Raw genomic sequence first — 25,738 nt, forward strand, 5'->3', positions numbered from 1 at the left:
GAGAACCACGGTGCCTGCGACGGATCCTGCCACCAGCGCTCGGATGAGCGCTCAGCGTCGGCGCGACACCAAACCCGAAATCGCACTTCGACGCGAGCTGCATCGACGCGGACTCCGGTACTTCGTGGATCGGGCGCCTGTCAAAGGTGTTCGCCGACGGGCCGATCTGGTATTCCCACGCCGCAAAGTCGCGGTGTTCGTGGACGGATGCTTCTGGCACAGCTGCCCGCAGCATGCGACGTTTCCCAAGAACAACGCGCAGTGGTGGACGGACAAGTTGGCCGCCAACGTGGTTCGAGACCGCGACACCGATGCACGTCTGGCAGAGCAGGGTTGGACCGTCATCCGCGTCTGGGAGCACGAAGATCCGCTGGTAGCGGCCGAACGCGTCCAGAAAGCCCTGCTCGGTCCGTAAGCTCGATTTCGTGAAGGAACGCAACGTTGCGCGGTGGGGTTTGGTGGCTGCGCTGGCTCTGGGCGGAATCGTCTACTCGTCGTGGATTCTCGAATTCTTCCTGGACACCGGCCTCGACCCGGTGACATCGTTCCTCAGCGAACTCGATGCCGAGAACCAGAAATACCGCGATGTCTTCGGTAACGCCGATGTCCTGTCCGCAATCTTGATGTTGATCTCCGGAGCGCTGGGTCTGCTGATCACGCCCCGGCGAAGGCTCTACGTCACGGGCTGGATTGCGCTGGCAGTGTTCGGCATCGCGACCATCGCCGACGCGTCGTTCCCCCTCGAATGCTCGGGCGAGGGTTGCCCGTCGAGCGCACCCGACGGTCTACTTCCGCAGCTCCACCATGTTCACGCGTTGACGAGCAGCGTGGCGGTCTTCGCGATCTTCACCGCGATGATCGCATTCACCGTGGGAGCGTTCAGGTATCGCGAGCACCCTTCTTTGCGGACGACGGGTCTGACCATTCTGATCCTGACTTCCCTTGCGACGGTGTGGATGTTGACGACCAACAGCATCGAAGTCTCCGGCGGCGGTAATCTCGGACTGGGTATCGCTCAACGTGCGCAGGTGCTGGGAATGTCGTTGTGGTTGTGCACCCTGGCATTTGCGATGTCGAGGCCGCCATCCACCGGGCTCCCGGCGTCGCCGCGCTGACAGGTTTTCCGGCAAGCGATTCGGGCGATCCTGGAACTACAACTGAAAATGGCTGCCCCGAACTAGCGAAGGTGTGCCCATGTCTCTCGCGTCGTCGTTCTTCGCCCATCCGCACCAGGCGTTCACTGCTGGTTTCTATCGCAACGAGTCCTTCGACTTCGAGCTACGAGTCGTTCTCGGGCAAGCCACCTTCGGCGCGGCAGACACCGGCGAAGTGCTCTCGGCCATCGCTCACGTCGGCGAGAAGGACCTCGAAGGCTGGTACGAGGCCTGGTTCGACCTCGGTACACGGGTATTCGGGCAGGCCGATGAGGCAGCCGAGGCCGGGCATTCGCGAAGCGCGTCCAACGCGTACCTGCGGGCGGCGTCGTACTTCGGTGTGGCGATCAACGCAGTCGACGGTCTCAGCGACGATTCGGTTCTGGTCCCCACTTTCAAACGTCACCGACAGGCGTGGGACCGCTTCGTCGACACCACCGCCCAGCCCGTCGAACGCGTCCGGATCCCTTACGAGGACACCTACCTGCCCGGGTACTTCTTCCGGCCGCCCGGGGACGTGCGACGGCCGACGTTGATCATGGTGAACGGTAGCGACGGCCCGATCAGCGGGCTGTGGGGCAGCGGCGGTGCCGGGGCGCTCGAGCGGGGCTACAACGTGTTGATGTTCGACGGTCCCGGTCAGCAGTCGATGCTCTTCGAGCGCAACATCCCGTTCCGTCACGACTGGGAAGCCGTCATCACGCCCGTCGTCGACTATCTCGTGGACCGGCCGGACGTCGATGCGTCGAAGCTGGCGATGTACGGGATCAGTCAGGGCGGGTACTGGGTGCCGCAGTCGTTGGCGTTCGAGCATCGGATCGCGGCAGCGATCGCCGATCCGGGGGTCGTGGACGTGGCCGCGTCGTGGCTCGCCCACATCCCCAAGAACATGCAGAAGCTGCTCGACGAGGGGAAGTCGGAGGCCTTCGACCGCGACATGGCGATAGGGCTGGGAATGAAATTCTCCAAGGACAGCGCCCGAATCTGGCGTTTCCGAGCGCGTCCGTACCTCGCCGCCGGCTACTACAACACTCTCGCCGAGGTTCGGAAGTACCACCTCGAACACGTCGCCGGCTCGATCTCCACTCCCCTGCTCATCACCGATCCGGAAGGCGAGCAATTCTGGCCCGGTCAATCCAAGCGGCTTGCCGCCCTCGCCGGCGGACCGACGACGGTGGTTCCCTTCACCGCTGCCGAGGGCGCGAACTTCCACTGCCAGCCCATGGCGAGGCGTCTGACGGATCAGCGGATGTTCGACTGGCTCGACGAGCAGTTGGATCTCTGAATCAGGCCCTCGAATCAACGATCGAATGATGGCGTATTTGCTGTGCGCTCGATGGAGTTCGGCATTCGTCGGGTATCAATCTGTGGAAGCGTGCGAGTGTGCCTACCTATCACGACTATGTGTGGATTCAGCAGTACCTCAACACGAGCCTGTCTCTTGGGTACTGCGCTGCACTCATCCCTCGGTCCACTCCCGCACAGGTGTTGAGTGCCCTCGGCGCCGACGAGAACACACAATCGGAGGCAATCGGGATCGCCGAACTCGGCGAGGTGATGTCCGATCTCACTGAACAGCCCGAGACAGCCGGGGCTGGGCAGGTAGTCGCAGTCGCGGCGGTGGGCGACGACAGCACACTGTTGATGCAGATCAACGGCGGTTCCTTCGCTATCTCGGAAGAATTGATGCGGCCCCTTCTATCCGATCGCGAGGTGGCTTCGCACTATCTCAGCGTCAATGCCGACAGCCAGTTCATCTGGTGGTCGAACGGCACACGCGTGGCTGAATTCGAACTCTTCGGATCCAGCCCGGTGGTCGGGGACGATCGGATGGTGGATTTGATTCTCGATGTCGGCGGAATCGGAATCGACGATGACGCCCAAGGCTATGCAGGTGAGCATGCGTTGGAGGGCGCCTTTGCTCTCGCCGAGCAGATCACCGGCGTCGCAGTCCCCGCCTCGCTATTCGTGGAAGGCCAATTTATGGTGGCCGTTGTCCCCAAGTCAGGACAGTCCCCCTCGGCAGATGTACCATCTGAGGCTTCTCCGCGAAAGTCGCCCGCTGCGTGGAGCGAGGTAGCGCGACGTTACAAAGCGGCGGAACGGATTCCGCTACATGGGGTGATGTTCCGCGGGCGACCCCCCGGCGGTCGTCCCTCCGTGCGACTCGAATTCTGGTTCAAGCCGCGCACCTGCATCCGTCTCGAAGACGAGCAGGGAGTGCTGTTTCTGCAGAACCGACAGAAGCAGACGTGGTTCCGCACCGACGGGGTCCTCGAACGACGAAACGGCGGATACAGTCTCGACATCCATATCGAACAACTTCTCCAGATACACAGAACCTGGCCGTACACACCTTTCGCCGACCTACGCCCACCCGACACGACAGGGCGGGAAGTAGAGGTCGACGGGCGGAGAGCGTGGGAATTCGCGATGCCACCGGATTGGGCCGGCCGTGATGCCACGGTGGCGTTCGACGCGGAAACCGGGATCCCTTTGCGGTGGGCGGACCGAACGGGCAGCCATGAGATATCGGCGCTGGAAACCGGTATCGACGTCGACGACGGCTTTTTCTCCGGCCCCTGATAATCGAAGCAAGCGAAGCGTCTGACGGATCAGCGGATGTTCGACTGGCTCGACGAGCAGTTGGATCTCTGAATCAGGACACTTTCTCTTTCTTCGACAACAGAGTGGCAATCATCGGCAACAGCAGAACCGTGATCGCCCCGGCCGCGACAAGAATCGACGCGTTGTCCGAGGACATCTGATGCGCGTCGACGGCCGCGCCCGTGACCGCCACGATCATGGGCAGGCCGGTAGCCCCGTACAACGCGACTTGCGCACTTTCGCGCGTGGTGAAGGGTGGTTCGACCTTCTCGAACTTGGTCACGAAGAACACCGGCACGCCCCGGACGACAACGATCAGGATCAAAAACGCAATCAGTATGCCGGGACTGGCGGCGACCGCCGAGACGTCGATCGCCATGCCTGAAGTGATGAAGAAAATCGGGATGAGGAACCCGAAGGCGATCCCGTCGAGCTTGATCTCGAGGCGCTCGTCGCCCTCTGGCATCAATCGCCGCAGGATGAAGCCGGCCGCAAATGCACCGAGAATGACGTCGAGTGAGAACACGGCCGACAGCACTCCGAGGCTGACCAACAACAGAACGGTGAGGCGGACCGTCGTCTGCGCCGTCGTGTCCGCCCCTGCCCGCACCAGGCGATGTGTCCACGAGCCTTCGTGAATCAGCTTGCCGGGCAGCACCGCCACGATGATGGCGATCACGGCGAAGACGGCAAGAACGATCAGCGACAGGATGGCGCCACGGGCACTCAGCAGCACCGCCATCGCGACGACCGGCCCGAGCTCGCCGACGGCCCCGTGGTTGAGGACGGTCCTACCCAAGCGTGTGTCGAGGAGTTTGTTGTCCTTGAGGATCGGCAGCAGCGTGCCCAGAGCGGTCGACGTCATCGCGATGGCAACAGCGGCTTCGGCGGAGATCACGTTCCTCATGCCAAGCAGCGCGACCACCGTGAACGCCAGCGCGAGGCAGAACAGCCACGTGTAGAGCGCTCGACGTCCGCCGCGCCCACTGAGTTCCTGTCGGTCGATCTCGTAGCCGGCGAGCAGGAACAGCATGCCGAGGCCGAGTTCGCGCAGGATGCCGATCGCTTCGCTGTCAGCTGCGATGTTGAGGGCGAACGGCCCGACCACTGCGCCCGCGACCAGTAGCAACACCACTTCGGGAACCAGTCGACGGGGGATCAAGCCCGCGACTATCGGCGCGATGGCCGCGATCAGCGCAATCCAGAACAGCGAGGAGGCAATTGAAGGCACGGATCATTATCGGACATAGGTGACAAATCTGCGTTCAGTACAGGTACTTGCGGTACGCCTCTTGTCTGGCAGGTTCGAGGTCCTCGACGCGCAGGCTATGTTGCTCGGCCATCATGTCGCGCAGACTCGGCACCTCATCGGATGCCGGCCACGTCGACAGATCCCACAACTTCGCCCGCAGGATCGGCCTAGCAGTCGTCGTCGTACCAAGAACCGTTGATGTAACTCCATCCCCCCGCCGTCATCGGACTCTTGCCGTCCGGAGCCTTGATGACAACGGTCGCTACCGAGTCACCGTTCATGTTGATCAGATACTCGGGCGTCCCGCTGAAATCCCGATCCGCGTACGCGTCGTCGAGCGCTGCCACAAACTCTTCAACCGAGTATTGAACCTGGCAACGAGGCGAACTGAGATCATAGATCCCAGCCCAGTCCGCACTCTGCGCGAGTGCCCACTGCTCGTCCAGCGCGGCCTCCAAGCCCTCCTGCGTTTGATCGCCACGCTGCGGTGCGGCCTCAATCGTCGTCGCTGCGGATGACGAGGCCGACTGCGTCGATGAAACTACAACAGTGTCGGACTTACCCGAACACCCAACTAGAGCTCCGACCGCAACACCAATCACGAGCACAACCGAGATAGTCCGATTCATCAGCAATGCATACCAGACCGATCGGACCGCTAAATGGCGATTTGGCGAAGTCCCGAGAGTCGCGAGCCGCCCGCCCGAGACACCGCGGCGCGATACGAGGATCGAGAACGTCAATTCGGAGGTCAGGTCTGGTCAGCCGCCAAACGGGTCAAGATGTGACCAACGTCGCCATGAAAGGACACTTGCATACAAGAAAGCCCCTCACCGGCATCTCTGCTGGTGAGGGGCTTTCTGTTGTGCGCCCGAAGGGATTCGAACCCCTAACCTCTTGATCCGTAGTCAAGTGCTCTATCCGTTGAGCTACGGGCGCATGTTCTGTTGTCTTGCTGGTCTTGCGTGTCTTACCGTCGTAATTTCTATCATTTCTAACCCGCCGGTCAAAATCACCGGCTTGGCGGAGGCGAGAGGATTTGAACCTCCGGTCCCTCGTAAAAGGGACAACTCATTAGCAGTGAGTCCCATTCGGCCGCTCTGGCACGCCTCCCTGGGGGTTCCGATCCTTTCGGACCGCCGGATCGAAAGATTACACACCCTTCGCCACCAAAGGCAAAACGTGTGGTCAGCGGGCTGTTTTGTGGACTTACCGCAGGTGGCTGTCGAACCAGTCGAAGATCCGGGTCTGAGCTTCGATGATCGAGGCCGAATCAGGGTCGTCGAGGTCAGCGTCCTCGGACAGCTGTGGCGGCTCGTCCGCCCGGTGAGCCAGTCCGGCGTAGCTGACCACCAGTGTCGCGACGTCGGCCTTCGCGGTCGCTTCCCGGAGCAGAGTCACGTGTTCGCGAGGCGTGCTGGGATCGTCCTCGCCGTACAGCGCCAGCCACGGCGCCTGCAGGGAAGTGGCCGCGTCGACAAGCGCCTGAGCATCCACCGACAAGGCTTCGACGATTCCCCGGGCGGCGACGCTCACCGCGGCGCCGACCGGACGGCTGGTGGCCACGAGCATCGCGGCGGTACCGGCGTCGTCGAATCCGAGCACCCCGATGGTGTCTGCGAGAACTTCGCGTCCGACGAGCCAATCGAGGGTCGCGTCGAAGTCGGCGAAGAGGTTGTCACCGAACACCTCACCCTGCATGTGTTCGGGTTCGCGGTGAAACAGGTGAGGTGCGACGCTCACCCACCCTTCGCCGGCAAGCGCGCACATCAGATTCAGCAGAGCCGGGCTGAACTTCCGGGCTTCATGCAGGACGACGATCCCGCCCCTCGTCGGGCCGTCCGGCTCCACCACGGTCAGCGGAACAGCCGTGGCGACCTCCCCTTCGGCTCCGCGCAGATACGCGGTGGCTCGGAAGATTTCCGACATCTTCTAACTCTGACACGCAGACGGCCGCTACGCACCAAATCAGTGCGCGCATAATCGACTCGTGACCGCACACATTCGCCCTGACCTCGCCTCCATCCCCGCCTACGTTCCCGGACGCAATTTTCCGGGTGCGATCAAGCTGGCGAGCAACGAAACGACAGTAGGGCCGTTGCCCGGTGTGCGTGACGCCGTCGCCGACGCGGTCGCCAATGCCAACCGCTACCCGGACAATGCCGCGGTCGCACTCATCGAGGCGCTGGCCAGCTTCCTGAAAGTCGAGCCGGCCAACGTCGCCGCTGGTTGTGGCTCCGTGACGCTGTGCCAGGAACTCGTGCAGATCACCTGCGATCAGGGTGACGAGGTCATCTACGCGTGGCGTTCGTTCGAGGCGTACCCCGTGGTCACCCAGGTCGGCCATGCCGTCTCGGTCAAGGTTCCGCTGACCGAGGACTTCGGCCACGACCTCGACGCGATGCTGGCCGCGATCACGGATCGCACGCGGTTGATCTTCGTATGCAACCCCAACAACCCGACCGGCAACGCACTGTCGAAGGCAGAGCTCGAGAGCTTCCTCGACGCGGTCCCGGCGCACGTCGTCGTCGCACTCGACGAGGCGTACTTCGAATACTCACGCTCGGACGCCGACGGCATCGAGCTGTTCCGCAGCCGCCCCAACGTGGTTGTTCTGCGCACCTTCTCGAAGGCGTACGGCCTCGCGGGAATCCGCGTGGGTTACGCGGTCGCGGATCCGGAGATCATCGTGGCCCTCGGCAAGGTGCACACCCCGTTCACCGTGAGCGCTGTCGCGCAGGCCGCCGCAATCGCTTCCCTGGCTGCAGCAGACGAACTGCTTGCCCGCACCGAAGGTGTCATCGCCGAGCGGACACGAGTTCGAACCGCTCTGATCGAAGCCGGGTACACCGTCCCCGAGTCGTCGGCGAACTTCGTCTATCTCCCCCTCGGAGAACTCTCTCCCGCTTTTGCCGAGGCGAGTACCGAAGCGGGCATTCTGATCCGCCAGTACGGCGTCGAGGGCGTCCGGATGACCATCGGCGATCCACACGAGAACGACGCATTCCTCGCTTTCGCGAACACCGACGTCGCGAAGCAGGCCGCGGGCATCGGCGTCACCGCGTGACACTCGATACATAACTGTTACGCCGAGGACTGGAATTCGTTTCGGCAGACGGGCACACTCAGGGAGGTTCGAGGCCGGTCCGAGTGAGGGAGCACGACGCATGACGCGACGCATGACACGAACGTGTGCCGTGCTCGCAACGACCCTTCTCGCCACCACCGCGACCTCCCTGAGCGGCGTCGCCAACGCAGAGTCCCAGGACACGGTGTCGGTACGTCTGTTGGCGTTCAACGATCTGCACGGCAGTCTCCGCCCGCCGGAAGGTGTTCGCAGCGAGATCAGGCAGGCCGACGGCTCGCTCACTCCCGCAGGTGGCGCGGCGTATCTCGCGGCCTACGTGACGCAACTTCGCAGCCAGGCCACCAACTCGCTGCTGTATTCGGTCGGTGACAACTGGGGATCGTCGGCGCTCGAGTCGGCGATGTTCAACGACGAACCGACGGTCGAACTCCTGAACCGGATGAAGATCGACGCTTCCGCGATCGGCAACCACGAACTGGACAAAGGGCTCGCCGAGTTCCGACGCATGCAGTCCGGCGGTTGCTCCGCCGTCGATGCGTGCACGTTCAGTCCGTCCTTCGGCGGCGCCAACTTCCCGCTGATGGCCGCGAACATGACGTACACCAACGGCACCCCGGCCACGCTGCCCTTCACCGTGAACATGGTCGACGGCATTCCGCTCGGAGTCATCGCGATTTCCCCCGCCAACACGTCGCAGATCGTGACACCGGGTGGGATCGCCGATCTGCAGTTCGGCGACGAGGTCGAAGCGATCAACCGCACCGCCGACGTCCTCGACTTCTTCGGCGTCAAAGCCATCACCGTCCTCCTGCACCGTGGGGACGAACCGGCCGTCGAAGGTGGGCCCAACGACTGCAACGTCGAGTCCGGGCCGGCCCGCGACATCGCCCTTCGTGCGTCACCGAAGGTGGACGTCATCTTCACCGCCGACAGCCACCAGCAGTACAACTGCGAATTCCCTGATCCCGCAGGCAATCCCAGAGTCGTGATGCAGGGCGCTTCGCACGGCCGGATCGTGTCCGTCGCAGACGTCACCATCGATCGCAACACCCGCGAGGTCGTTCGCGATCAGACGTCCGCGTTCAATCAGATAGTGACACACGATATTTCGCCGGATCCCGATATTCAGGCGCTCGCCGACCGAGCCTGGTCGGAGGCATCGGAAAGCGCTCAGCGACCGGTGGGGACCATCACCGCCGATCTGACACGGGACCGGGTACCCAGCGGCGAATCGACACTCGGCAACCTGGTCGCCGACGCTCAACTCGCCGCCGGATCGACACGAGGCGCCCAACTAGCGTTGACGAACCCCGGCGGCATGCGCGAGGACTTGGACTTCGGCACTTCCGGCCAGGTCACCTACCGCCAGGCCTACGGTGTTCAACCCTTCGGTAACAGCCTCGAGGTGCTCTCCGTCACAGGAGCGGTGTTGAAGGACGCTCTCGAACAGCAATTCCAGATCGACCTCGACGGCACCGCTACCGAGCGCATCCTCTCCCCGTCCGCGGGCTTCACCTACGCTCTGGACCGGCGAGCAGCGCCGGGCTCGCGAATCTCGGAAATGCGCTTGAACGGGCAGGACATCGCCCCCGACGGCGTCTACAGCGTCGTGGTGAACAAGTTCCTCGCCGAGGGCGGGGACGGTTTCACCGCACTGAAGAACTCCACCCAGATGACCGGTGCGGGCAACGACCTCGACGCCTTGACCGCCCTGTTCGCAGCCGGGTCACCGGTCTCGCCACCTGCCACCGACCGCATCCGCACCATCGGCTGACTAGGCATCCCCGCGCTCGATTGCCTAGTCTCGACGGGTGATCATCGCGACCCATAACGGCAAGTTCCATGCAGACGACGTCTTCGGCGTATCGCTGCTCAAGCAGCTGTACCCCGACGCCACCGTCGTTCGCAGCCGTGACGAGTCCGTCCTCGACAGCGCGGACATCGTGCTCGACGTCGGCGGTCGCTACAACCCGGCCGAGGGGCGCTTCGACCATCACCAGCGTGATGCCGGCGAGCGCAGCAACGGCATCCTGTACTCCGCCTTCGGTCTGCTCTGGCAGGAATACGGCCTGCAGTTCTGTGAAGGCGACGCCTCCGTGTTCCGCCGTATCGACAGCCGACTGGTCGAGGGCATCGACGCCGTCGACAACGGCCAAGAGATCTACACCCTCAACGACTACGGCACCAAGCCTTTTGATCTGTCGTCCGTGCTGGACCTTTTCAATCCGATCTCGTCCACCGACGAGGAGTTCGACACCCAGTTCGAGCTGGCCGTCGTTCTCGCAACCCAGGTCTTGATTCGCCTGCGCGCCAAGTATGCCGGCGACGCGGCGGCCGAACGCGAGTTCACCGAGACCTACGAAAAAGCAACGGATCCGCGCTTCGTCGTGCTGGAACGCTTCGTTCCCCACGGCCGCGCCGCGTCGGCCCAGCCAGAGCTGCTGTTCACCATCTTCCCGAACACCAACGGCGGCTGGTCGATTCAGACGGTCAAGCCTGCTGACTCCAAGTTCGGTTCACGAAAGCTGTTGCCGGAGCCGTGGCGCGGCCTGAACGGCTCGGATCTTGCCGCCCAGACGGGCGTCGACAGTTCGGTCTTCTGCCACAAGGCCGGGTTCATCGCGGCTGCGCAGACCCGTGACGGCGCCCTCCAATTGCTCGAACTGGCACTGGCCGAGTAGTTCTCAGCTCACATTCCCAGCGCCGTCTTCACCGTCGGCCAGGAATCGTGAAGCGCGTCTTGCCAGTACGGCCACGAATGGGTGCCGTCGTTCCGATACGCGAACACTGCGGGAATCGACAACTCCCCCAACCTCGCTTCGAACAGTTGTGTGCACGTATTAGCGAGCGCCTCGAGCGGTCCACCTTCGATGGCAGTCTGCAGTCCACTCGGGGTGAAGACGTTGTCGTATTCTCCGGGCGCACCTGTACCGGAGGACACGTAGATCGTCTTCCCACGCAGCGTTTCCGCGTTGGTGGACGGGTCGTGCTTTTGCCAGTCGGGGTCCGACGCCGGGCCCCACATGTTGGTGGCGTCGCCCGCCTTGCTGGCCACGGTGAGCCGCACGGAATCCTGCGAGGACGATTCGGAGTTGTCGAGACAGCCACTGTACGAGGCCAATCCGGTATAGAGCTTCGGGTGATGTGTGATGAGGTTGGCCGCGCCGAGCGCACCCATGGACACCCCGCCGACCACATTCGTCCCATTTCCGGAAAACGCAGAATCGATCAACGCCGGAAGCTCTTCAGCGAGAAACGATTCCCACTTGTTCACACCGAGGTTCGGATCGTCGTTCTTCCAGTTGGTGTAGAAACTGCCGGTACCGCCAACAGGGAGAACGACGTTGACGTTCTTGTCGGCGAAAAACGCTTCGATGTCGGTCTTTTGAGTCCAGGTGCTTTCGGAGTATCCGGATTCCGAACCGGCACTGACGCCGTCGAGTAGGTAGAAGGACGGACGCGAACCGGCACTCGACGCTGGATGCAGAACCTGCACTTGTACCTCGCGTCGCATGGCCGGCGACTCGACGAACACGGCACTGCGTGTGGGCGACAACTGCTCTATGCGATTGATGTGAGCCCCGGCCTGACCGGCCGAATCTCCTGGTGGGTTTTCAGGTGCCGGTTCGGCATACGCCACTCCGCCCACGACAAGCGCGAGCACGACCAACACAATCCCGACAAACCCAAATCTCCGCATCCGTCAAGCGCCCCCTGAGCATCGCACGACTACCGCTGACCCTCGATTGGACAGGACGAACGTCCCAGGGTCAACCCACTGGTTGGGATTTATTACTCGCGGGTATCCAATGGAGTTAGACAGTTCTCCACCGATGCACACAAAGGTGTGGATAACTTCATTCACATCCACTTCCCAGTTGTGCATAACCTGTGGACAAAAGGATGAATTACAACAGAGTTATTCCTCCTACCTGCAACGATTCGTTTCCCCACAGTGTGCATAACTTTGTCGAACAGGGCTCGCGAGACGCCGGTTTCCGGGCGTGTCCATGCAGTTCACACCGCCGTGCCACTCTTTGTTCACAGGCACGACACCACCGGCCGACAATGCTCCCCACCCCGACTTCATACTTGTTGCATGCTGACCGCTCTGCTCGCCGCCACAGCTGTGCTCGCCCTACTGACTCTGGTCCCCGGGCCCGACATGGCCGTCGTGACGCAGGCTGCTCTCGGCGCGGGCAGATCTGCCGGTTTCCGGGTAGCGGCCGGCATCGTCTCGGGCCTTCTGGTGTGGGGTCTGTTGACCGTCCTCGGGCTTTCGGCGATCCTCGCCGCGTCGGCCGAGGCGTACACGGTGGTCAAGCTCGCCGGCGCGGCTTACCTGATCTATCTCGGTGTGCGAGCACTGTGGGAGAGCCGGACGTCGCGGATGCAACACAATGCCGACGCTCCACGATCGCAGAAGGCCGGGACATGGAAGACGGGCTTCACCACCAACCTGCTCAACCCCAAGATCGCCGTCTTCTACACCGGACTGTTGCCGCAGTTGGTTCCGGCCGGGTGGCCGACGGGACCGTCGCTTGCATTGCTGGTGCTCATCCACGCAGCCATCACCATCGTGTGGCTCAGTGGCTACGTGGTCCTTCTCTCGCGAGCGCGTAGCACCTTCGAGAAGCCCCGAGTGCGACAGGCACTCGAGCGCATAACCGGAACAGTTCTTCTAGGATTCGGAGCGAAGATCGCGCTCGAAGCGCGCTGAGACGGCAATCGGAAAAGAGTAGACAGTGGGCGCGTGGGGATCGGGACCGTTCGAGAACGACGGTGCAGGGGATTTGATCGCGTCCATCGGACACGGTGACTTCACCTTCGAATCGGTGGAGTGGGCATTCGAGGACGACTACCTCGAGGTGGACGGCGGACAAATCGCCATCGCCTTGCTCGAATTGGTGCTGATCGTGCGCGCCGATCGCAAGCGCGACCCCGCCACCGAAGACCTCGATCTCGATTCCTTCACCGCGGCCCTGACCAGCGAGCGGCTCACCTGGCTGATCGAAATGGTGGAGCGCACCATCGCATCGACCGATTCGGAACTGTTCGAATTGTGGGACGAGCAGGGACCGGAAGAGCTTGCGTCGTGGCGCGTTCCCGTCGTGGACGGTCTCGAGGATTTGCGCGTTCTGTCGGTCTGATTCCGTCGCCGCTCCATCACGTTTGCTTATCGGGCCACAACGGTTCGGTCTTGGTCAGATGCCCTGGTAGGACCCTATGGTCGAACGGATCACCGAGTGAGAACTGTGGCTCGTCGACGACGGGAATCCACGCTCACCCCGGACCCAGGAGCAGACCATCATGGCGACTTTCGTTCCGGCTGCGCGCGTCGACAGAATCAGGGAGTCGCCGAGTGTGGCTGCCGCACAACGAGTGCGCGAGCTGAAGGCCCAGGGCCGTGAAATACTCGACCTGACCGTCGGGGAGCCCGATTTCGACACACCCGACAACATCAAGTCTGCGGCGATCACTGCGATCAACACGGGTCAGACCAAGTACACCGCAGTCAACGGCATCCCGGCTCTACGCGAGGCAATCGCAGCACGCGCGGCTTCGCGAACCGGAATCCAGTACGCGGACAACCAGATCACCGTCGGCGGCGGCGCGAAACAGGTCATCTTCCTCGCTCTCATGGCGACGGTCGAAGCCGGCGTCGAGGTTATCGTTCCCGCCCCTTACTGGGTTTCGTACCCGGATATGGTCCTCGCTCACGACGGAACTCCGGTGATCGTTCAGTGCGAGGAGTCCGACAACTTTCTTCTCACAGCCGAAGCACTATCCGCTGCAATCACTTCGAACACCAAGTGGGTCATCCTCAATGCCCCGGGCAACCCCACCGGATCTGTGTACACCCGCGAGCAGCTGCAGGCCCTCGCCGAAGTGATCGAGGCCAATCCCCATGTCAGTGTGTTGGTCGACGAGATCTACGACGAGATCAACTTCGGCGACGCTCCGATCCCGAGTCTGCTGCAGGTCGCTCCGCACCTCCGTGATCAGGTACTGGTCACCAACGGAGTCTCCAAGTCTCATGCCATGACCGGGTGGCGACTCGGATACGGACTCGGAAATTCCGGATTGATCGGCGCCGTCAACAAACTGCAGGGTCAGAGTTCTTCCTGCCCGTCCTCGATCAGCCAGGCCGCAGCAGTAGAAGCCCTCACCGGCGACCAGAGTTTCCTCACCGAATCCGTACGAAGTTACCGACGACGACGCGACCTCTCGGCTCACCTCCTCAGTGTTGTCCCCGGGCTCGAGCCCGTCGTGCCGCAGGGTGCGTTCTACCTGTTCGTCAACTGTGCCGGCTTGATCGGCAAGCAGACCCCGGATGGCACCGTGATCGAGTCCGACCAGGATCTCGTCCTCTATCTCCTCGACGAGGCGTCAGTTGCCACTATTCAGGGTTCGGCCTACGGCGCTTCGCCCTACTTCCGCATCTCCTTCGCCACATCCGAGGCGATCCTCGAAAAAGCCGCGGCACAGATCGCCGCCGCAGTCGAACGCCTTTCCTGATCTTTCATACTTTCTGGAGTACAAGATGATTCACGTCAAGACCAAGATCGACCGCGCGGACAAGGACCTGATTGCCGAACTGGGAACGTTCTCCGCAGCCACGATTCACGAGGCACAGGGACGTAAGGGCTCGCTGCATCCGGCGATCAAGCCGATCGACCGCGACATGAAGTTCTGCGGCTCCGCTTTCACAGTCAAGTGCCATCCCCGCGACAACCTCATGCTGCAGGTTGCGATCAGCTACGCACAGCCGGGTGACGTCCTGATCGTCTCTTCAGGTGATCAAGCCGCCGGCCAGTTCGGCGATGTTCTGGCCAATGCCTGTGTCGCGCGCGGCATTGCGGCACTGGTCACCGACGGCGGAGTGCGAGATACCCGGGAGATCCGCGAACTCGGATTCCCCGTCTTCTCCAAGCACGTGTACATCGAGGGAACCGTCAAGGAATCTCTCGGCCCGATCAACCATCCCCTGGTCTTCGGAGAACAGGTCATTTATCCCGGTGACGTCGTCAAGGGTGACTGCGATGGCGTCGTCGTTATCCGACGCGAGGAGGTTGCCGAGGCAATCGAACTCTCGCGTGCCCGTGACGAAGCCGAAGCCGGGTACATCGAGCGTTACAAGCGAGGCGAGACCCCACTCGAGGTGAGCAATCTGACTGCCCTGCTGGAAGCCAAGGGCCTGGTGGTCGAATAACCTGCTGTGCGCCTTTATTAACCGCCCGCGGTTAATAAAGGCGCACAGGGTCGAAGGACTCAGAACCGCAACAGCACCTTCCCCGACACCGAAGCATCCTTGGCGACTGCGAAGGCTTCCAGAGCTTCCTCGACCGGATATTCGTGTGTGAGAACAGCATCGACAGCAAGCGAACCGTCGGCGAGGGCGAGCAGCACCTCGTCGATTTCGTCGTTGAAGCGGAATGAGCCCACCAACTCCAACTCTCGCGTGATCGCCAGCGAAATGTGTACCGGTTGAGGTCCGGACGGAAGAAGCCCGAGCATGACCACCCGTCCACCGCGCGTCGCCCCGCGAATAGCGGATTCGAGCCCGCGATGATTGCCGGTGCACTCGACGACCACGTCGGCATCGGATGCGGCGACTGCCTCGGCGTCGGTGGCCTCGAGAACCCGATCCGCACCGAGCGTCGACGCGATCTGCAGCGGAACGTCGTGCACGTCGACCGCGGTGATCGACTGCGCGCCTGCTCGTCTGAGCACAGCCACGACCAGTGCGCCGATGGGTCCGCAGCCGACGACCAGCGCCTTCTTCCCGCGTACGTCTCCCGCTCGCGAAACAGCGTGCCAGGCAACGCTTGCCGGTTCGGCTACCGACGCAGTCCGCAGGTCCAACCCCTCGGGCAGTTCCCGGAGCATGCGTGTCGGGAGCACTGCGTATTTCACGAAGGCGCCCTCGGTGTGTGGGTACTGCGCTGCACTTCCCAGGTATGTGCAGCAGGGCGAGAGGTTGGGCCGATCGCTCGGGAACCGAGGCGCGGTCCCACCGGGCGTTGCGGGGTGTACGGCCACGGAAGTTCCAACTGCCGGCCCCGTTCCGTCCGCTGCGGCCGTCACGACCGTGCCGACCACCTCGTGACCGAGCAGCATCGGTGCCTTCAGAATCGACTCCCCCGCCGCGCCGTGCGTCCAGTAGTGCAGATCTGATCCACACACACCGCCGTAAGCGATCTCGATCACTGCCTGCTCGGCGGTCGGCGCAGTCAACGCAACATGCTCGACCCGCAGGTCACCTGCCGCATGGGCCACCACTCCGAGCGTCGTTTCCGGTAGTACAAAACTCATGATGCGCTCTCTCAGTCGTTGCGACGGATGAAGTCGAGGCCACCGGGCACCTGGAAGGTGGGGAGCACCTCGATGAGACCAAGATTGACGTGGCCAGGGGCGTCGATCGCGAACTCGATGGTATCCGCGATGTCCTTGGTAGTGATGGATTCGTAGCCTTCGTAGAAGGTCTCCCACGCTTCCTTCATGGCTTCGGGCGTGCCGCCGAGGTTGCGACCGAAGATCTCGGTCTCGACCCGGCCAGGGCAGATCTCGGTCACTCGAATCCGCTTGCCGATGCAGTCGTTTCGCAGCTGGCGCGAAATCTGGTGCACCGCAGCCTTGGTCGCGTGGTAGGCAGTGTGGCCGTAGAAGTTGTACAGGCCGGCGATGGAGCTGATGTTGACGACATGACCTAGATCGCGCTCCACCATTCCCGGCAGCAGAATGCGGCACAGGTGCAGCACCGCACGAAGATTCACGTCCACCATCGCGTCGACCGATGCTTCTTCGGCGTCGAGAATGTTTCCGGTTGCGGACACCCCCGCGTTGTTGACGAGGATGTCGATCTCCAGTCCGCCGACAGCTTCGGCGAGCGCGGCGGTGTCGGTGATGTCCACGGGCAGAGGGATCATTCCGGTGCGATCGGCAACCTCACCGAGCTTGTCGGCATTGCGGGCGACGCCGTAGACCGTCAGTCCGCGCTTGGTGAACATCTCGGTGACGGCGGCACCCATTCCGGTGTTGGCGCCGGTGACGAGAGCTGTGCGGTAATCGGAGAAAGGCATTGTGTGCTCCTACAGGAAGAAATTGGTATGACCCGGCGGCCGCCGCGGACTGCAGGCGGCCACCGGGCCGGATCAGGAGTGACTCACGCGAGAAGTCACAGAGTGTCGCGTAGCGGAACGTGGGCGCGATCGGTGATGGTGCTGACCGCGATCAGCGTGCCGACTGCGGTGATGACCGCGTAGAAGGCGGGAACGTAGATACCGAATTCGGGGATCAACCAGGTCATCAACAACGGTGCGGTACCACCGAAGAGTGCGGACGAGATGTTGTAACCCAAACCGTAGGCGGAGTAGCGAACCCGCGTGGGGAACAGTTCGACGATCAGGATGTGGATGACGGCTGTGTGCCCGGCGAAGATCACTGCCATGAGGCAAGCACCGAGAACGGCGAGGCCGACGTTGCCGGTCACGATCATGGCATAGCAGGGGATCGCTCCGATCGCCATTGCCGCAGCTGCACCGGCGATGACCTTCTTGCGACCGATCCGGTCGGAGAGAGCACCCATGAACGGAATCGCGAAGCAGATCGCGACCAGGCTGGATGCGGTGACGAGAAGCGCTGTCCCGGTCGAGAATCCGATCTGATCGCCTTTGAGGAACGTGGGCATGTACGAGAACAGAACGTAGTAGCCGGAACCATTCATCAAGGGGATGAACAGGGCGAGGATCATGGCGCGACGGTGTTCGGGAGTGGAGAATGCTTCCTTGAACGGATTGCGCGACAAACCGCCGGATTCCTTGAGCCGCTCGAAGTTCGGGGTATCGGAGATCGCGCGGCGGATGTACCAGCCGATGATTCCCATCGGAATGGCCATGAGGAACGGGATGCGCCACGCCCACGATGCGAGTCCGCCGCCGTTGATCGCGTCGGCGTTGAGCCACGGCGACATGGCAAACGCGATCATCGTTCCGGTCAGCAGTGCGAGGAACGACGCGATCTGCGCGTAGCTCGTGATCAAGCCGCGCTTGCCTTCCGGGGCGTGTTCGGCGAGGAACGTCATGGCGCCGGCAGCTTCACCACCGACGGAGAATCCCTGCACGATCCGCAGAAAGATCAGCAGTGCCGGTGCCGCGATACCGATGGCCGCGTAGGTGGGCAGCAAGCCGATACCGGCGGTCGCCACGCTGATCAGCATGATGACGAACACCAACATCTTCTGTCGACCGATCCGGTCGCCGAGGATGCCGCAGACCACCGCGCCGAGGGGTCGAACGAAGAACGAGACCGCGTAGCCGGCGAACACCAGCATCAGCGCGTCGCTCGACTTCGATACGTCGAAGAACACGATGGCCAGTGCCGTCGCCATGAACGCGAAGACACCGTTGTCGTAGAGCTCGACGAAGATGCCGACGCAGCCCGCTGCGACGACTTTCCGGACCTTGCGCGGGTCGGCTACCTGGCCGTCTACCGCTTCGATGGTGTTGGTCATGCTGTCTCCAAAATAGACGCGCGGCGCGGAGCGCTCGCGGGGCGTGTGGTGCCGACGTGGCTCGGTACTCGGGCTTCCGAGGTGTGAAGAGGTATCCGGAGGGTGGTGAATACGTTCTCCACACGCCGCCTCAGCAAGGCGATGCGGTGCTGCTGTTCGCGGTGCTCTGCAACCGCCGTTGCGACGCTGCAGTTCCGGAATCGGACGCGGTGCCCGGGTCGGGCCTGTCCCAGCTGTGAGAGTGAAACGGTGGTGACGACTGCCAGCACCGGATAACCGGCGGTGACGCCTCTACCTCGATGCAGGACCAGAAGTTCGTTGCCAGCGGGTACTTCGACGGCGCCGATGGGGACGCCGCGCGAGAGGACCTCGCCGGTGCCGGTGCGCTGTGGGAGCGGCTGCTCATCGGTAGATGCCAGCCGAAGCCCGATGTGATTGCTCTGATCGCCCACCACGAATTCGGTGCCGAACAGCGCGGCTGCACTCTCCCCGAAGTCGTCGATGTCGGGGCCATCGGTCACCTCGAGCGTCCACACGTTGCCGAAGGACGGTCGGTCGGGCAACAACCGGAACAGCGGTAGCCGGAAGACCGGGTGGTCGATCGGCGGGCAGTCGGTGTCGACGACCAGCGTCTCCCCCGCGGTCAAGTGACGGCCGAATCCGAGGACCTGGTCGGGAGCGCAGCTGCCCAGGAGGTAGTCGGCCGTCAGCTCTCCGTGGACGGCGACGTAGACGCGCAATCCGTCGTGGATTCCGGTGACGGCAAGCCGCTGACCGGCTCGCCAGACGATCGGTTCCCACTGCGGTTGCCGATGTCCGTCCACCGTCACCGTTGCGGGTGCACCCGTGACGGCGATCAGCAGATCCGTGGACGCCGACGCTGAAAAGTCGAGGGCCGTCAACTCCAGTAGCGGGGCCTCGCGCCTACTACCCACCAACGCGTTGGCGATCTCCGCGCTGATCTGGTCGGCTGCGCCGCCCGTCGCCTGACCGAACTGTGACGCCGATCCACGCCCCAAATCCTGGACGGAGCTGATTCCGGGAGTCAGGACGGTGACGGTCTCAGCCATGGGGATCACCCCCTACGGGCAGGAGCGAGCGTCCGTCGAAGTCGTCCCAGCGATCGGCGTCGATCGCACGGAAGACGAACAGATCGCCCGGGCGGTAGGCAGAAATCTGCTCCGACGCCGGATCGACCAAGATGAGCGGGGTCCGGCCGATCACTGCCCAACCGCCGGGCGCAGGCCTGGCCGAAACGACTGCCTGACGTCCGGCCACCGCAACGGAACCGGCCGCGACGTGCGGTCGCGGGCTCGATCGGCGCGGGATGGGAAGGCCGAACGCCGGGCCGTCGAGCATCGGGGCGCCGCCGGGTGAGCCGTAGCAACGCATGACCAACGGGGCTGCGGAGTGAAGGCGCACCACTTCGGCTTCGGTGACGCCGAGAAACCGCGCTGTATCACCCAGGTCCGGGCCGTGTTCGCCCCCGTAGACGACGGGGATCTCGAACGTCCTAGGTTCACCTTCCAGTGGTCGGGGGATAGTCGTTGCTTCGCGAACCAGGCCGCGGACGGCGTCGTGGTCGGTGAGGAGGTTGTCGAACTCGACCAGCAGGGCGTCGTATGTCGGGATGACGCTGACGATGCCGTCGGCACCGAGATCGAAACGTGCAGCGATCGATCGAACGGTGTTCCAGTTCTGCTCGGCGGTCCCGCCGCTGACACTGACGCGAACGGCGGCGTCACCGCAGTCGGCGACGTAGGTCTTCACGCGGGACACCCGACATCACGGGCCCGCCGTGACGCCACGACCCGGGTCAGCGGCGCAATGGTGACACCGGCGGCCTCGAGCGCGGCGCGAATCGCCTTCGCGTTCGCGACGGCACCGGGGTTGTCACCGTGCACGAGGACCGTATCGGCGACAACCGGGATCAACGTGCCGTCCACAGCTTCGACGACTTCCTCGACCACCATCCGAACGGTCCGCTCGACCAGAACGTCGACGTCGTGAATCACCGCTCCCGGCTCGCTGCGGGGCACGAGAGTTCCGTCGGAGTTGTATGCGCGATCCGCGATTCCGACGATGCCGACGCTCAATCCGCGGGCAGTCGCCTCGTCGGCCAACGCCCCGTCCTGGGCGAGCACGATCAACGACGGATCGAAGGCCGCGACCGCATCGACGACGGCGCGCGCGTAATCCTGGCGTACGGCAACAAGATTCCCGAGCTTGCCGTGGGGAGCGATGTGCGACAACGACGTTCCGCTCGCGACCGCAAAGGCGTGAAGGGCGCCGAGTTGGAACAGCACGTCGGTTCGGACCTCGTTCTCACTGAGATCCATCGCGCGACGTCCGAATCCGGCGAGGTCCGGAAAACTCGGATGCGCGCCGATGCCGATACCGCGCGATACGCACCCCCGCACGGTCGCATCCATGGTTCGTGGATCGCCTGCATGGAATCCGCAAGCGATGTTGGCCGAAGTCAGCGTGTCGAGCAGAGCATCGTCGGCGCCCATGGTCCACGTGCCGAAACCTTCGCCGAGATCGGCGACAAGATCGATGCTGGTTGCCATTTCGGTCCTTCCGGTTCGTTTACTTGTTCGTACGGGCGCCGTTGCCCGTGGTTGGTCCGACTGTCGAAGTTCTGTGTGTCGACTTCGGTGTTTCTGGGACGCTACTCAGGAACGCCAAAGGGTTGTTAATACCGTTTCGCGTTGGGGTGATCGGAATTCGATATGTCCGTTGAGCTGGTAGTTTGCACAGCATGGACACGAGAAGGCTCTACTCGTTCGTACGAATTGTCGATGCCGGCAGCATCACCCGAGCCGCCGACATCCTGCACATCGCACAACCCGCCCTGAGCCAACAGATGACGTCGCTGGAAACGCAGTTCGGTCAGCAACTTCTGATCCGCAGCAAACAGGGTGTCGAGCCGACCGATGCGGGGCACGCACTCTATCGGCATGCTCAGGTGATTCTGCGTCAGGTGGAGAGTGCCCAGGCCGAGGTGTCCGTGGTCGGACGGGCGCTGGCGGGTGGCGTCTCGGTCGGCCTCGCCCCGTACAGCACCGCCACGGCAATCGCCTTGCCGCTCTTGGCCCGTGTGCGCGAGCAGCACCCGAATATCTTGTTGCACATCAACGAGAACTTCGGTGGCGTGCTCAGCGAAGCGATGATGACCGGTCGCATGGATCTGGCGTTGTTGTACGACGCCGGCCCGATCAAGGGTGTGACGTTCGAACGCTTGCTCACCGAGGAGCTGGTGGTGGTTGCCCCGTTCGGTACCGGACTGGCAGGCGAATCGGGATCCGACATCTCCCTGCCCGAGATCGCCGAACTGCCACTATTGCTTCCGGGTCGGATGCACACCATCCGCAAGGTGGTGGAGCAGGCTTTCGACCGTGCAGAGCAGCAACCGAACGTCGTGGCCGAAGTGGAATCGGTGATGACGCTGTCCGAGGCCGTACGCACCGGATTGGGCGCGACGGTTCTGCCGTGGTCGGTGGCCCGCAGGGTCATGGACGTCGAAGCGCTCGAGCTACGACGCATCGAGCCGGGCATCGAAGTGCATGTCTCCCTTGGCACCCCGGCCAATCAGCCCCTCTCCAAACCGGCCGAGGCGGTGCGCGATGTTCTGCGCACCGTCGTTGCCGATTACGTGAAGGGAACCAACGCGAGCGGTCAGTAGCCCGCCGACGGATCGATCACGGCGGCGAGGTCCTCACCTGCGGCGAATCGGGCGACGTTGGCTGCAACGTGATCTGCCAGGACGCGGGTGAGCGTCGTAGCCGGGTTGGCGACGTGTGGAGTGATGATCGCGTTGGGCAGCTTCCACAACCGATGCCCGTCCGGCAACGGCTCGGGATCGGTGACGTCCAGTGCCGCCCCGCCGATCGAACCGGCTTCCAGTGCGTCGACCAATGCGTCCGTGTCGACGAGGGTGCCACGCGCGATGTTCACGATCCAGCTCGACTCCGACATCTGGTCCAGTTCGGCCTTGCCGACCAGATGCCGCGTCGCGGATGTCGACGGTGCTGCGATCACGAAGTGATCTGCCTTGGACCAGATTTCGCCGGTGCGGTCGGCCGAGAGCGTTTCGGAAGCACCCTCGACAGGGGTCCCGGAGCGGGTGATCGCGATGACCTTGACTTTGGACGCGGCGAGGTACGGGATCAACGCACGGCCGATTCCGCCGCAACCGATGATCGCCACTGTCGAGCCCTGCAAAGTGCCCACCCGCGGGTCGAACTCTTCCTTGCGCCACGATTGCGCCGCCAATTGTTCGGGGAGAGAACGAACTCCGGCGAGGAGAAGCATCATCGTATGTTCGGCAACATTGCCCGCGTACGCTCCGGCAGCAGACGTCCAGACCCGCTTGTCGTCGATCACCCCGGCGTCGAACCAGGGCTCGATGCCGGCGAACGGCAACTGCACCCAACGAACCGAATCGGGTAGCGACGACGGGAACGTCTCCGGCCCGTGTACCCACACGACGCCCTCGGCGTCTGCCAGTGGAACGAGAACTCCACCGGCTCGGCGTATTCCGTCGGCGACGTGAGGATCCTCGACGGGACCGAGGTGGATGCGAGGGGCGCTGGCGTCTGTCATGTGGGTGCTTTCTGTTCGAGTAGCGGACGATCTAACAGCGGACAATCAGACGACGGCCGTCATTCCGCCGTCGACGTAGAGGATCTGACCGTTGACGAAATCCGAAGCCGGGGAGGCCAAGAACAGTAGCGACCCGATCAGCTCCTCGGTACGGCCCCAACGTCCGGCGGGTGTCCGCTTGGCGAGCCACGCGGTGAACTCCGGATCGTTGACCAGCGCAGAGGTCAGTTCGGTGTCGAAGTATCCCGGTGCGATCGCGTTGATCTGCAAACCGAAGGGTGCCCAGTCAGCGCACATTCCGCGGGTGAGCATCTTGAGCCCGCCCTTGCTGGCCGCGTACGGTGCGATTCCCGCTCGGCCGAGTTCGCTCTGCACCGAGCAGATGTTGACGATCTTCCCGTGTCCGCGCTCGACCATGCCGCGGGCGAATTCACGTCCGACGTAGAACGCACTGGTCAGGTTGGTGTCCATGACACGCCGGAAGTCGTCGTCGCCGAACTCGAGAAGCGGGGCGCGGTGCTGCACGCCGGTGTTGTTGACAACGATCTCGACCGGGCCGACCTCCGCCTCGATGCGTGTCGCCGCATCCCGGACGGCGGCCGAATCGGTGACGTCGAACGCGTATGCGTGCACCGTTGCGCCGGTCGCGTCGGCGATGCGTCGACGCTCGGCTTCGAGCACGTCGGAATTTCGGCTGTTGAGCACCACCACCGCACCCGCCTCGGCGAGACCAGTCGCGAGGGCCGAGCCGATGCCTCGGCTCGAACCCGTCACCAGCGCGACCTTCCCGGAAATGTCGAACGGGCCGGGGCTTGCGGTGCTACTCACGCTGTGACGCTCCTCTGAGATGTATGGATGTAGTCGACTGCCTCGCCCACCAGTGTGCTCGGTTCGGAGACGACATTCAGCGTGATGCCGCGCTCGTCGTCTGTAAGCGGTTCGAGAGCCTCGAACTGGGAGATGAGCAGACTCTCCGGCATGAAGTGCCCGGCGCGGAAACGCATACGTGCGGAGATAGTCTCGAAATCACCGGCCAGGTGGACGAACTGCACGTCGAGACCGTCCGGGCGCAACCGGCCCCGATAGTCCTTTCGCAGAGCCGAACAGGCAACGACGCCTGTTCGTCCCGCATCGGCACGCTCGGAAAGCCAGGCCGCGATCGCGTCGAGCCACGGCACACGGTCTTCGTCGGTCAACGGTGTCCCCGAACGCATTTTGGCGACATTGGACTCGGGGTGCAGATCGTCACCGTCGACGAAGTCTGCCCCGAGAGACGTGGCGAGACCCACTGCCACGGTGCTTTTTCCAGCACCGGCCACACCCATCACAACTACCTGCACGGTCATGCTTCGACCATGCCCGACTACCGAAGGCCAGACAATACTCGAGTGATACAGGTTCGCGAGGGTGCCATAGCGGAACGATCTAGGAACTTCTGCCCGTTCGAGCCCTATCCGTTCGCCTTCGCGATCGAATCCTTGCCCTCGGCCGCTCCACCCTCGATGGTGTCGTGCTGGATGGGAACGAACTTCTTCTTCGGCAGCAGGAACAGCCACGTCGCGAAGACGAACGGGCCCGTTCCGGCCGGCAGGCTGATCGGAGCAAAGGCAGACACCAGCGTGCCGTGGATGACAACAGTCACCAGTACTCCGAAGACGGTGTAGACGAACACACGCCACGACGGGTTGTAGAACACCGATCCGAGAGCAATTGCCGTCAGCACCGAACTGAGCCCGTAGAGACCATTGCCGATGTCGACGGTGTTTGCGCCCAGCGCCAGTACCGAACCCATCGCTATCGCGGAACCGATGAGCGCGAACAACGCCGCCCAACGCGACGCGACCAGCAGCGCGATCACGAAGATAATGCCGGTGACGGTGTTGTTGATCAGAAAGATCTGGGAGACGTTGCGGAACAGCGTGTCCCACAGGAAGCTGAAAGTAATTTCGGCATGAACTGACGCGTCCCCGATGTGCTGGGGAAACTGGCCCGCGCTGAGGTCTGACGTTTCGATCCGCAGGAACTGGAACGCCGCGAGGAGGAAGAACCAGTTGACGAGGTTGAACGGAAAGGTCAGCGCCGGTACGCCCCACGTCTTGAAGACATTGGCAACGGCCAGGAACGCGATCGTCGACGCGGCAGCTCCCACCACGAGGTAGATCCACAGCATCACACCGCCGGCAAGGAACGTCGGAAAGGCAGCTCCCACAAGAACTCCGTTGTATCCGTACAGGCCGATACGCATCGAATCGTCGTCGGAGTGCAGCATCATGCCGGTGACGGTGGATACCACCAGACCCACCACGGCACCAATTGCGACGGTGATCGTGTCCGCGGCTATCGCTCCCCAGAAGATACCGACCAGAAACAGCAGGCCCGTCAGCGCATTGCCCTGGAACATCACCTGCCCGGAGCCTTTGAGATTGGTGTCGATGAATCTGAGCACGACGTTCTTGTCCGCGACGTCGTCCCAGGGTTTGGTGATGGTGGTCATCGCACGTCCCTCGATCCTTCTCCGA

General features: G+C 63.0%; 26 protein-coding genes and 2 tRNA genes. 12 read left to right on the forward strand and 16 right to left on the reverse strand.

Translation table 11 applies throughout. From position 1 onward, the window contains the following. Positions 1 to 10: 10 nt before the first annotated feature. From AC1Q61_RS11910 to AC1Q61_RS11925, 4 genes are all read left to right on the forward strand, one after another. Positions 11 to 415 (forward strand): very short patch repair endonuclease, encoded by a 405-nt coding sequence (locus tag AC1Q61_RS11910; RefSeq protein WP_042921136.1) that lies wholly within the window; start codon positions 11 to 13, stop codon positions 413 to 415. Between the two features lie 10 nt (positions 416 to 425). Then, complete coding sequence (locus tag AC1Q61_RS11915) at positions 426 to 1,115, forward strand: DUF998 domain-containing protein (protein ID WP_007731663.1); 690 nt, start codon at positions 426 to 428, stop codon at positions 1,113 to 1,115. Between the two features lie 79 nt (positions 1,116 to 1,194). After that, on the forward strand, positions 1,195 to 2,439 hold the full coding sequence (locus tag AC1Q61_RS11920) for an alpha/beta hydrolase family protein (protein WP_030535752.1): 1,245 nt from the start codon (positions 1,195 to 1,197) through the stop codon (positions 2,437 to 2,439). Positions 2,440 to 2,537: 98 nt separating this feature from the next. Then, positions 2,538 to 3,740: a DUF6461 domain-containing protein gene (locus AC1Q61_RS11925; RefSeq protein ID WP_030535753.1), complete on the forward strand. Its 1,203-nt coding sequence runs from the start codon at positions 2,538 to 2,540 to the stop codon at positions 3,738 to 3,740. A gap of 73 nt (positions 3,741 to 3,813) precedes the next feature. Here the strand turns inward: AC1Q61_RS11925 and AC1Q61_RS11930 are convergent, their stop codons facing one another. From AC1Q61_RS11930 to AC1Q61_RS11950, 5 genes are all read right to left on the reverse strand, one after another. Continuing rightward, entirely contained in the window at positions 3,814 to 4,992 is a 1,179-nt protein-coding gene (locus AC1Q61_RS11930; protein WP_215515596.1) for a cation:proton antiporter, read from the reverse strand. Between the two features lie 188 nt (positions 4,993 to 5,180). Beyond that, on the reverse strand, positions 5,181 to 5,642 hold the full coding sequence (locus AC1Q61_RS11935; protein ID WP_215515595.1) for a hypothetical protein: 462 nt from the start codon (positions 5,640 to 5,642) through the stop codon (positions 5,181 to 5,183). Positions 5,643 to 5,879: 237 nt separating this feature from the next. Next, a tRNA-Arg gene (locus tag AC1Q61_RS11940) sits at positions 5,880 to 5,952 on the reverse strand. A gap of 82 nt (positions 5,953 to 6,034) precedes the next feature. After that, positions 6,035 to 6,126 (reverse strand) — tRNA-Ser (locus AC1Q61_RS11945). Positions 6,127 to 6,222: 96 nt separating this feature from the next. Further along, positions 6,223 to 6,942, reverse strand: coding sequence for a dienelactone hydrolase family protein (locus AC1Q61_RS11950; RefSeq protein ID WP_003943860.1), 720 nt, complete (start codon positions 6,940 to 6,942; stop codon positions 6,223 to 6,225). A gap of 61 nt (positions 6,943 to 7,003) precedes the next feature. Between AC1Q61_RS11950 and hisC the strand changes: the two genes are divergently transcribed. The 3 genes from hisC (at position 7,004) to AC1Q61_RS11965 (ending at position 10,782) form a co-directional block, all read left to right on the forward strand. Continuing rightward, positions 7,004 to 8,080 (forward strand): histidinol-phosphate transaminase, encoded by a 1,077-nt coding sequence (hisC, locus tag AC1Q61_RS11955; RefSeq protein WP_007731684.1) that lies wholly within the window; start codon positions 7,004 to 7,006, stop codon positions 8,078 to 8,080. A 100-nt stretch (positions 8,081 to 8,180) separates the two neighbouring features. Then, a complete protein-coding gene (locus AC1Q61_RS11960) occupies positions 8,181 to 9,875 on the forward strand; it encodes a bifunctional metallophosphatase/5'-nucleotidase (protein ID WP_215515578.1) in 1,695 nt (564 codons plus the stop codon). A gap of 37 nt (positions 9,876 to 9,912) precedes the next feature. Next, positions 9,913 to 10,782 carry an MYG1 family protein gene (locus AC1Q61_RS11965; RefSeq protein ID WP_003943978.1) on the forward strand — a complete coding sequence of 290 codons (870 nt, stop codon included), beginning with the start codon at positions 9,913 to 9,915 and terminating at the stop codon, positions 10,780 to 10,782. An 8-nt stretch (positions 10,783 to 10,790) separates the two neighbouring features. Here the strand turns inward: AC1Q61_RS11965 and AC1Q61_RS11970 are convergent, their stop codons facing one another. Further along, entirely contained in the window at positions 10,791 to 11,801 is a 1,011-nt protein-coding gene (locus AC1Q61_RS11970; protein WP_030535774.1) for an alpha/beta hydrolase, read from the reverse strand. A 399-nt stretch (positions 11,802 to 12,200) separates the two neighbouring features. Here AC1Q61_RS11970 and AC1Q61_RS11975 point away from each other — a divergent pair, with 399 nt between their 5' ends. The 4 genes from AC1Q61_RS11975 to AC1Q61_RS11990 all read left to right on the forward strand — a co-directional run bounded on the left by AC1Q61_RS11975 (position 12,201) and on the right by AC1Q61_RS11990 (position 15,314). Then, on the forward strand, positions 12,201 to 12,821 hold the full coding sequence (locus AC1Q61_RS11975; RefSeq protein WP_007731691.1) for a LysE family translocator: 621 nt from the start codon (positions 12,201 to 12,203) through the stop codon (positions 12,819 to 12,821). 25 nt (positions 12,822 to 12,846) lie between these two features. Continuing rightward, positions 12,847 to 13,251 carry a DUF4259 domain-containing protein gene (locus AC1Q61_RS11980; protein WP_042921148.1) on the forward strand — a complete coding sequence of 135 codons (405 nt, stop codon included), beginning with the start codon at positions 12,847 to 12,849 and terminating at the stop codon, positions 13,249 to 13,251. A gap of 160 nt (positions 13,252 to 13,411) precedes the next feature. Then, on the forward strand, positions 13,412 to 14,620 hold the full coding sequence (locus AC1Q61_RS11985; protein ID WP_042921151.1) for an aspartate transaminase: 1,209 nt from the start codon (positions 13,412 to 13,414) through the stop codon (positions 14,618 to 14,620). 25 nt (positions 14,621 to 14,645) lie between these two features. Beyond that, positions 14,646 to 15,314, forward strand: a complete 669-nt coding sequence (locus AC1Q61_RS11990; RefSeq protein ID WP_020905845.1) for a 4-carboxy-4-hydroxy-2-oxoadipate aldolase/oxaloacetate decarboxylase — start codon at positions 14,646 to 14,648, stop codon at positions 15,312 to 15,314. A 59-nt stretch (positions 15,315 to 15,373) separates the two neighbouring features. On the opposite strand, the gene AC1Q61_RS11995 is transcribed toward AC1Q61_RS11990, so the two are convergent. The 6 genes from AC1Q61_RS11995 to AC1Q61_RS12020 all read right to left on the reverse strand — a co-directional run bounded on the left by AC1Q61_RS11995 (position 15,374) and on the right by AC1Q61_RS12020 (position 21,184). Continuing rightward, positions 15,374 to 16,417 (reverse strand): L-idonate 5-dehydrogenase, encoded by a 1,044-nt coding sequence (locus AC1Q61_RS11995; protein ID WP_030535776.1) that lies wholly within the window; start codon positions 16,415 to 16,417, stop codon positions 15,374 to 15,376. An 11-nt stretch (positions 16,418 to 16,428) separates the two neighbouring features. Then, positions 16,429 to 17,184, reverse strand: coding sequence for an SDR family oxidoreductase (locus AC1Q61_RS12000; protein WP_007731698.1), 756 nt, complete (start codon positions 17,182 to 17,184; stop codon positions 16,429 to 16,431). A 95-nt stretch (positions 17,185 to 17,279) separates the two neighbouring features. Then, positions 17,280 to 18,614: an MFS transporter gene (locus AC1Q61_RS12005; RefSeq protein ID WP_492650900.1), complete on the reverse strand. Its 1,335-nt coding sequence runs from the start codon at positions 18,612 to 18,614 to the stop codon at positions 17,280 to 17,282. Further along, positions 18,611 to 19,684 carry a 5-oxoprolinase subunit C family protein gene (locus AC1Q61_RS12010; protein ID WP_042447693.1) on the reverse strand — a complete coding sequence of 358 codons (1,074 nt, stop codon included), beginning with the start codon at positions 19,682 to 19,684 and terminating at the stop codon, positions 18,611 to 18,613. Before AC1Q61_RS12010 ends, AC1Q61_RS12005 begins: the two co-directional genes overlap by 4 nt. Continuing rightward, on the reverse strand, positions 19,677 to 20,384 hold the full coding sequence (locus AC1Q61_RS12015) for a 5-oxoprolinase subunit B family protein (protein WP_172403470.1): 708 nt from the start codon (positions 20,382 to 20,384) through the stop codon (positions 19,677 to 19,679). The genes AC1Q61_RS12010 and AC1Q61_RS12015 overlap by 8 nt, the downstream gene beginning before the upstream one ends. After that, a complete protein-coding gene (locus tag AC1Q61_RS12020) occupies positions 20,381 to 21,184 on the reverse strand; it encodes a LamB/YcsF family protein (protein WP_042921153.1) in 804 nt (267 codons plus the stop codon). Before AC1Q61_RS12020 ends, AC1Q61_RS12015 begins: the two co-directional genes overlap by 4 nt. A gap of 191 nt (positions 21,185 to 21,375) precedes the next feature. Here AC1Q61_RS12020 and nac point away from each other — a divergent pair, with 191 nt between their 5' ends. Beyond that, positions 21,376 to 22,299 carry a nitrogen assimilation transcriptional regulator NAC gene (gene nac / locus AC1Q61_RS12025; RefSeq protein ID WP_030535780.1) on the forward strand — a complete coding sequence of 308 codons (924 nt, stop codon included), beginning with the start codon at positions 21,376 to 21,378 and terminating at the stop codon, positions 22,297 to 22,299. Here the strand turns inward: nac and AC1Q61_RS12030 are convergent. The 4 genes from AC1Q61_RS12030 to yut all read right to left on the reverse strand — a co-directional run bounded on the left by AC1Q61_RS12030 (position 22,293) and on the right by yut (position 25,713). Further along, a complete protein-coding gene (locus AC1Q61_RS12030) occupies positions 22,293 to 23,219 on the reverse strand; it encodes a D-isomer specific 2-hydroxyacid dehydrogenase family protein (RefSeq protein WP_007731707.1) in 927 nt (308 codons plus the stop codon). The genes nac and AC1Q61_RS12030 overlap by 7 nt on opposite strands. Positions 23,220 to 23,264: 45 nt before the next feature. Then, positions 23,265 to 24,047 (reverse strand): SDR family oxidoreductase, encoded by a 783-nt coding sequence (locus AC1Q61_RS12035; RefSeq protein WP_007731708.1) that lies wholly within the window; start codon positions 24,045 to 24,047, stop codon positions 23,265 to 23,267. Next, positions 24,044 to 24,565 carry a gluconokinase gene (locus AC1Q61_RS12040; RefSeq protein WP_030535782.1) on the reverse strand — a complete coding sequence of 174 codons (522 nt, stop codon included), beginning with the start codon at positions 24,563 to 24,565 and terminating at the stop codon, positions 24,044 to 24,046. Before AC1Q61_RS12040 ends, AC1Q61_RS12035 begins: the two co-directional genes overlap by 4 nt. A 104-nt stretch (positions 24,566 to 24,669) precedes the next feature. Continuing rightward, positions 24,670 to 25,713 (reverse strand): urea transporter, encoded by a 1,044-nt coding sequence (gene yut / locus AC1Q61_RS12045; RefSeq protein WP_030535783.1) that lies wholly within the window; start codon positions 25,711 to 25,713, stop codon positions 24,670 to 24,672. Positions 25,714 to 25,738 lie beyond the last annotated feature (25 nt).

Source organism: Rhodococcus sp. MPR-R1B (assembly GCF_058793255.1).

Bases quoted from the DNA above. Each gene is read 5' to 3' on its own strand.
- AC1Q61_RS11920 (WP_030535752.1), top strand. From the start codon at position 1,195: ATGTCTCTCGCGTCGTCGTTCTTCGCCCATCCGCACCAGGCGTTCACT.
- AC1Q61_RS11935 (WP_215515595.1), bottom strand. From the start codon at position 5,642: ATGAATCGGACTATCTCGGTTGTGCTCGTGATTGGTGTTGCGGTCGGA.
- AC1Q61_RS11950 (WP_003943860.1), bottom strand. From the start codon at position 6,942: ATGTCGGAAATCTTCCGAGCCACCGCGTATCTGCGCGGAGCCGAAGGG.
- AC1Q61_RS11960 (WP_215515578.1), top strand. From the start codon at position 8,181: ATGACGCGACGCATGACACGAACGTGTGCCGTGCTCGCAACGACCCTT.
- AC1Q61_RS11970 (WP_030535774.1), bottom strand. From the start codon at position 11,801: ATGCGGAGATTTGGGTTTGTCGGGATTGTGTTGGTCGTGCTCGCGCTT.
- AC1Q61_RS11975 (WP_007731691.1), top strand. From the start codon at position 12,201: ATGCTGACCGCTCTGCTCGCCGCCACAGCTGTGCTCGCCCTACTGACT.
- AC1Q61_RS11985 (WP_042921151.1), top strand. From the start codon at position 13,412: ATGGCGACTTTCGTTCCGGCTGCGCGCGTCGACAGAATCAGGGAGTCG.
- AC1Q61_RS11990 (WP_020905845.1), top strand. From the start codon at position 14,646: ATGATTCACGTCAAGACCAAGATCGACCGCGCGGACAAGGACCTGATT.
- AC1Q61_RS11995 (WP_030535776.1), bottom strand. From the start codon at position 16,417: ATGAGTTTTGTACTACCGGAAACGACGCTCGGAGTGGTGGCCCATGCG.
- AC1Q61_RS12000 (WP_007731698.1), bottom strand. From the start codon at position 17,184: ATGCCTTTCTCCGATTACCGCACAGCTCTCGTCACCGGCGCCAACACC.
- AC1Q61_RS12005 (WP_492650900.1), bottom strand. From the start codon at position 18,614: ATGACCAACACCATCGAAGCGGTAGACGGCCAGGTAGCCGACCCGCGC.
- AC1Q61_RS12010 (WP_042447693.1), bottom strand. From the start codon at position 19,684: ATGGCTGAGACCGTCACCGTCCTGACTCCCGGAATCAGCTCCGTCCAG.
- AC1Q61_RS12020 (WP_042921153.1), bottom strand. From the start codon at position 21,184: ATGGCAACCAGCATCGATCTTGTCGCCGATCTCGGCGAAGGTTTCGGC.
- nac (WP_030535780.1), top strand. From the start codon at position 21,376: ATGGACACGAGAAGGCTCTACTCGTTCGTACGAATTGTCGATGCCGGC.
- AC1Q61_RS12030 (WP_007731707.1), bottom strand. From the start codon at position 23,219: ATGACAGACGCCAGCGCCCCTCGCATCCACCTCGGTCCCGTCGAGGAT.
- AC1Q61_RS12040 (WP_030535782.1), bottom strand. From the start codon at position 24,565: ATGACCGTGCAGGTAGTTGTGATGGGTGTGGCCGGTGCTGGAAAAAGC.
- yut (WP_030535783.1), bottom strand. From the start codon at position 25,713: ATGACCACCATCACCAAACCCTGGGACGACGTCGCGGACAAGAACGTC.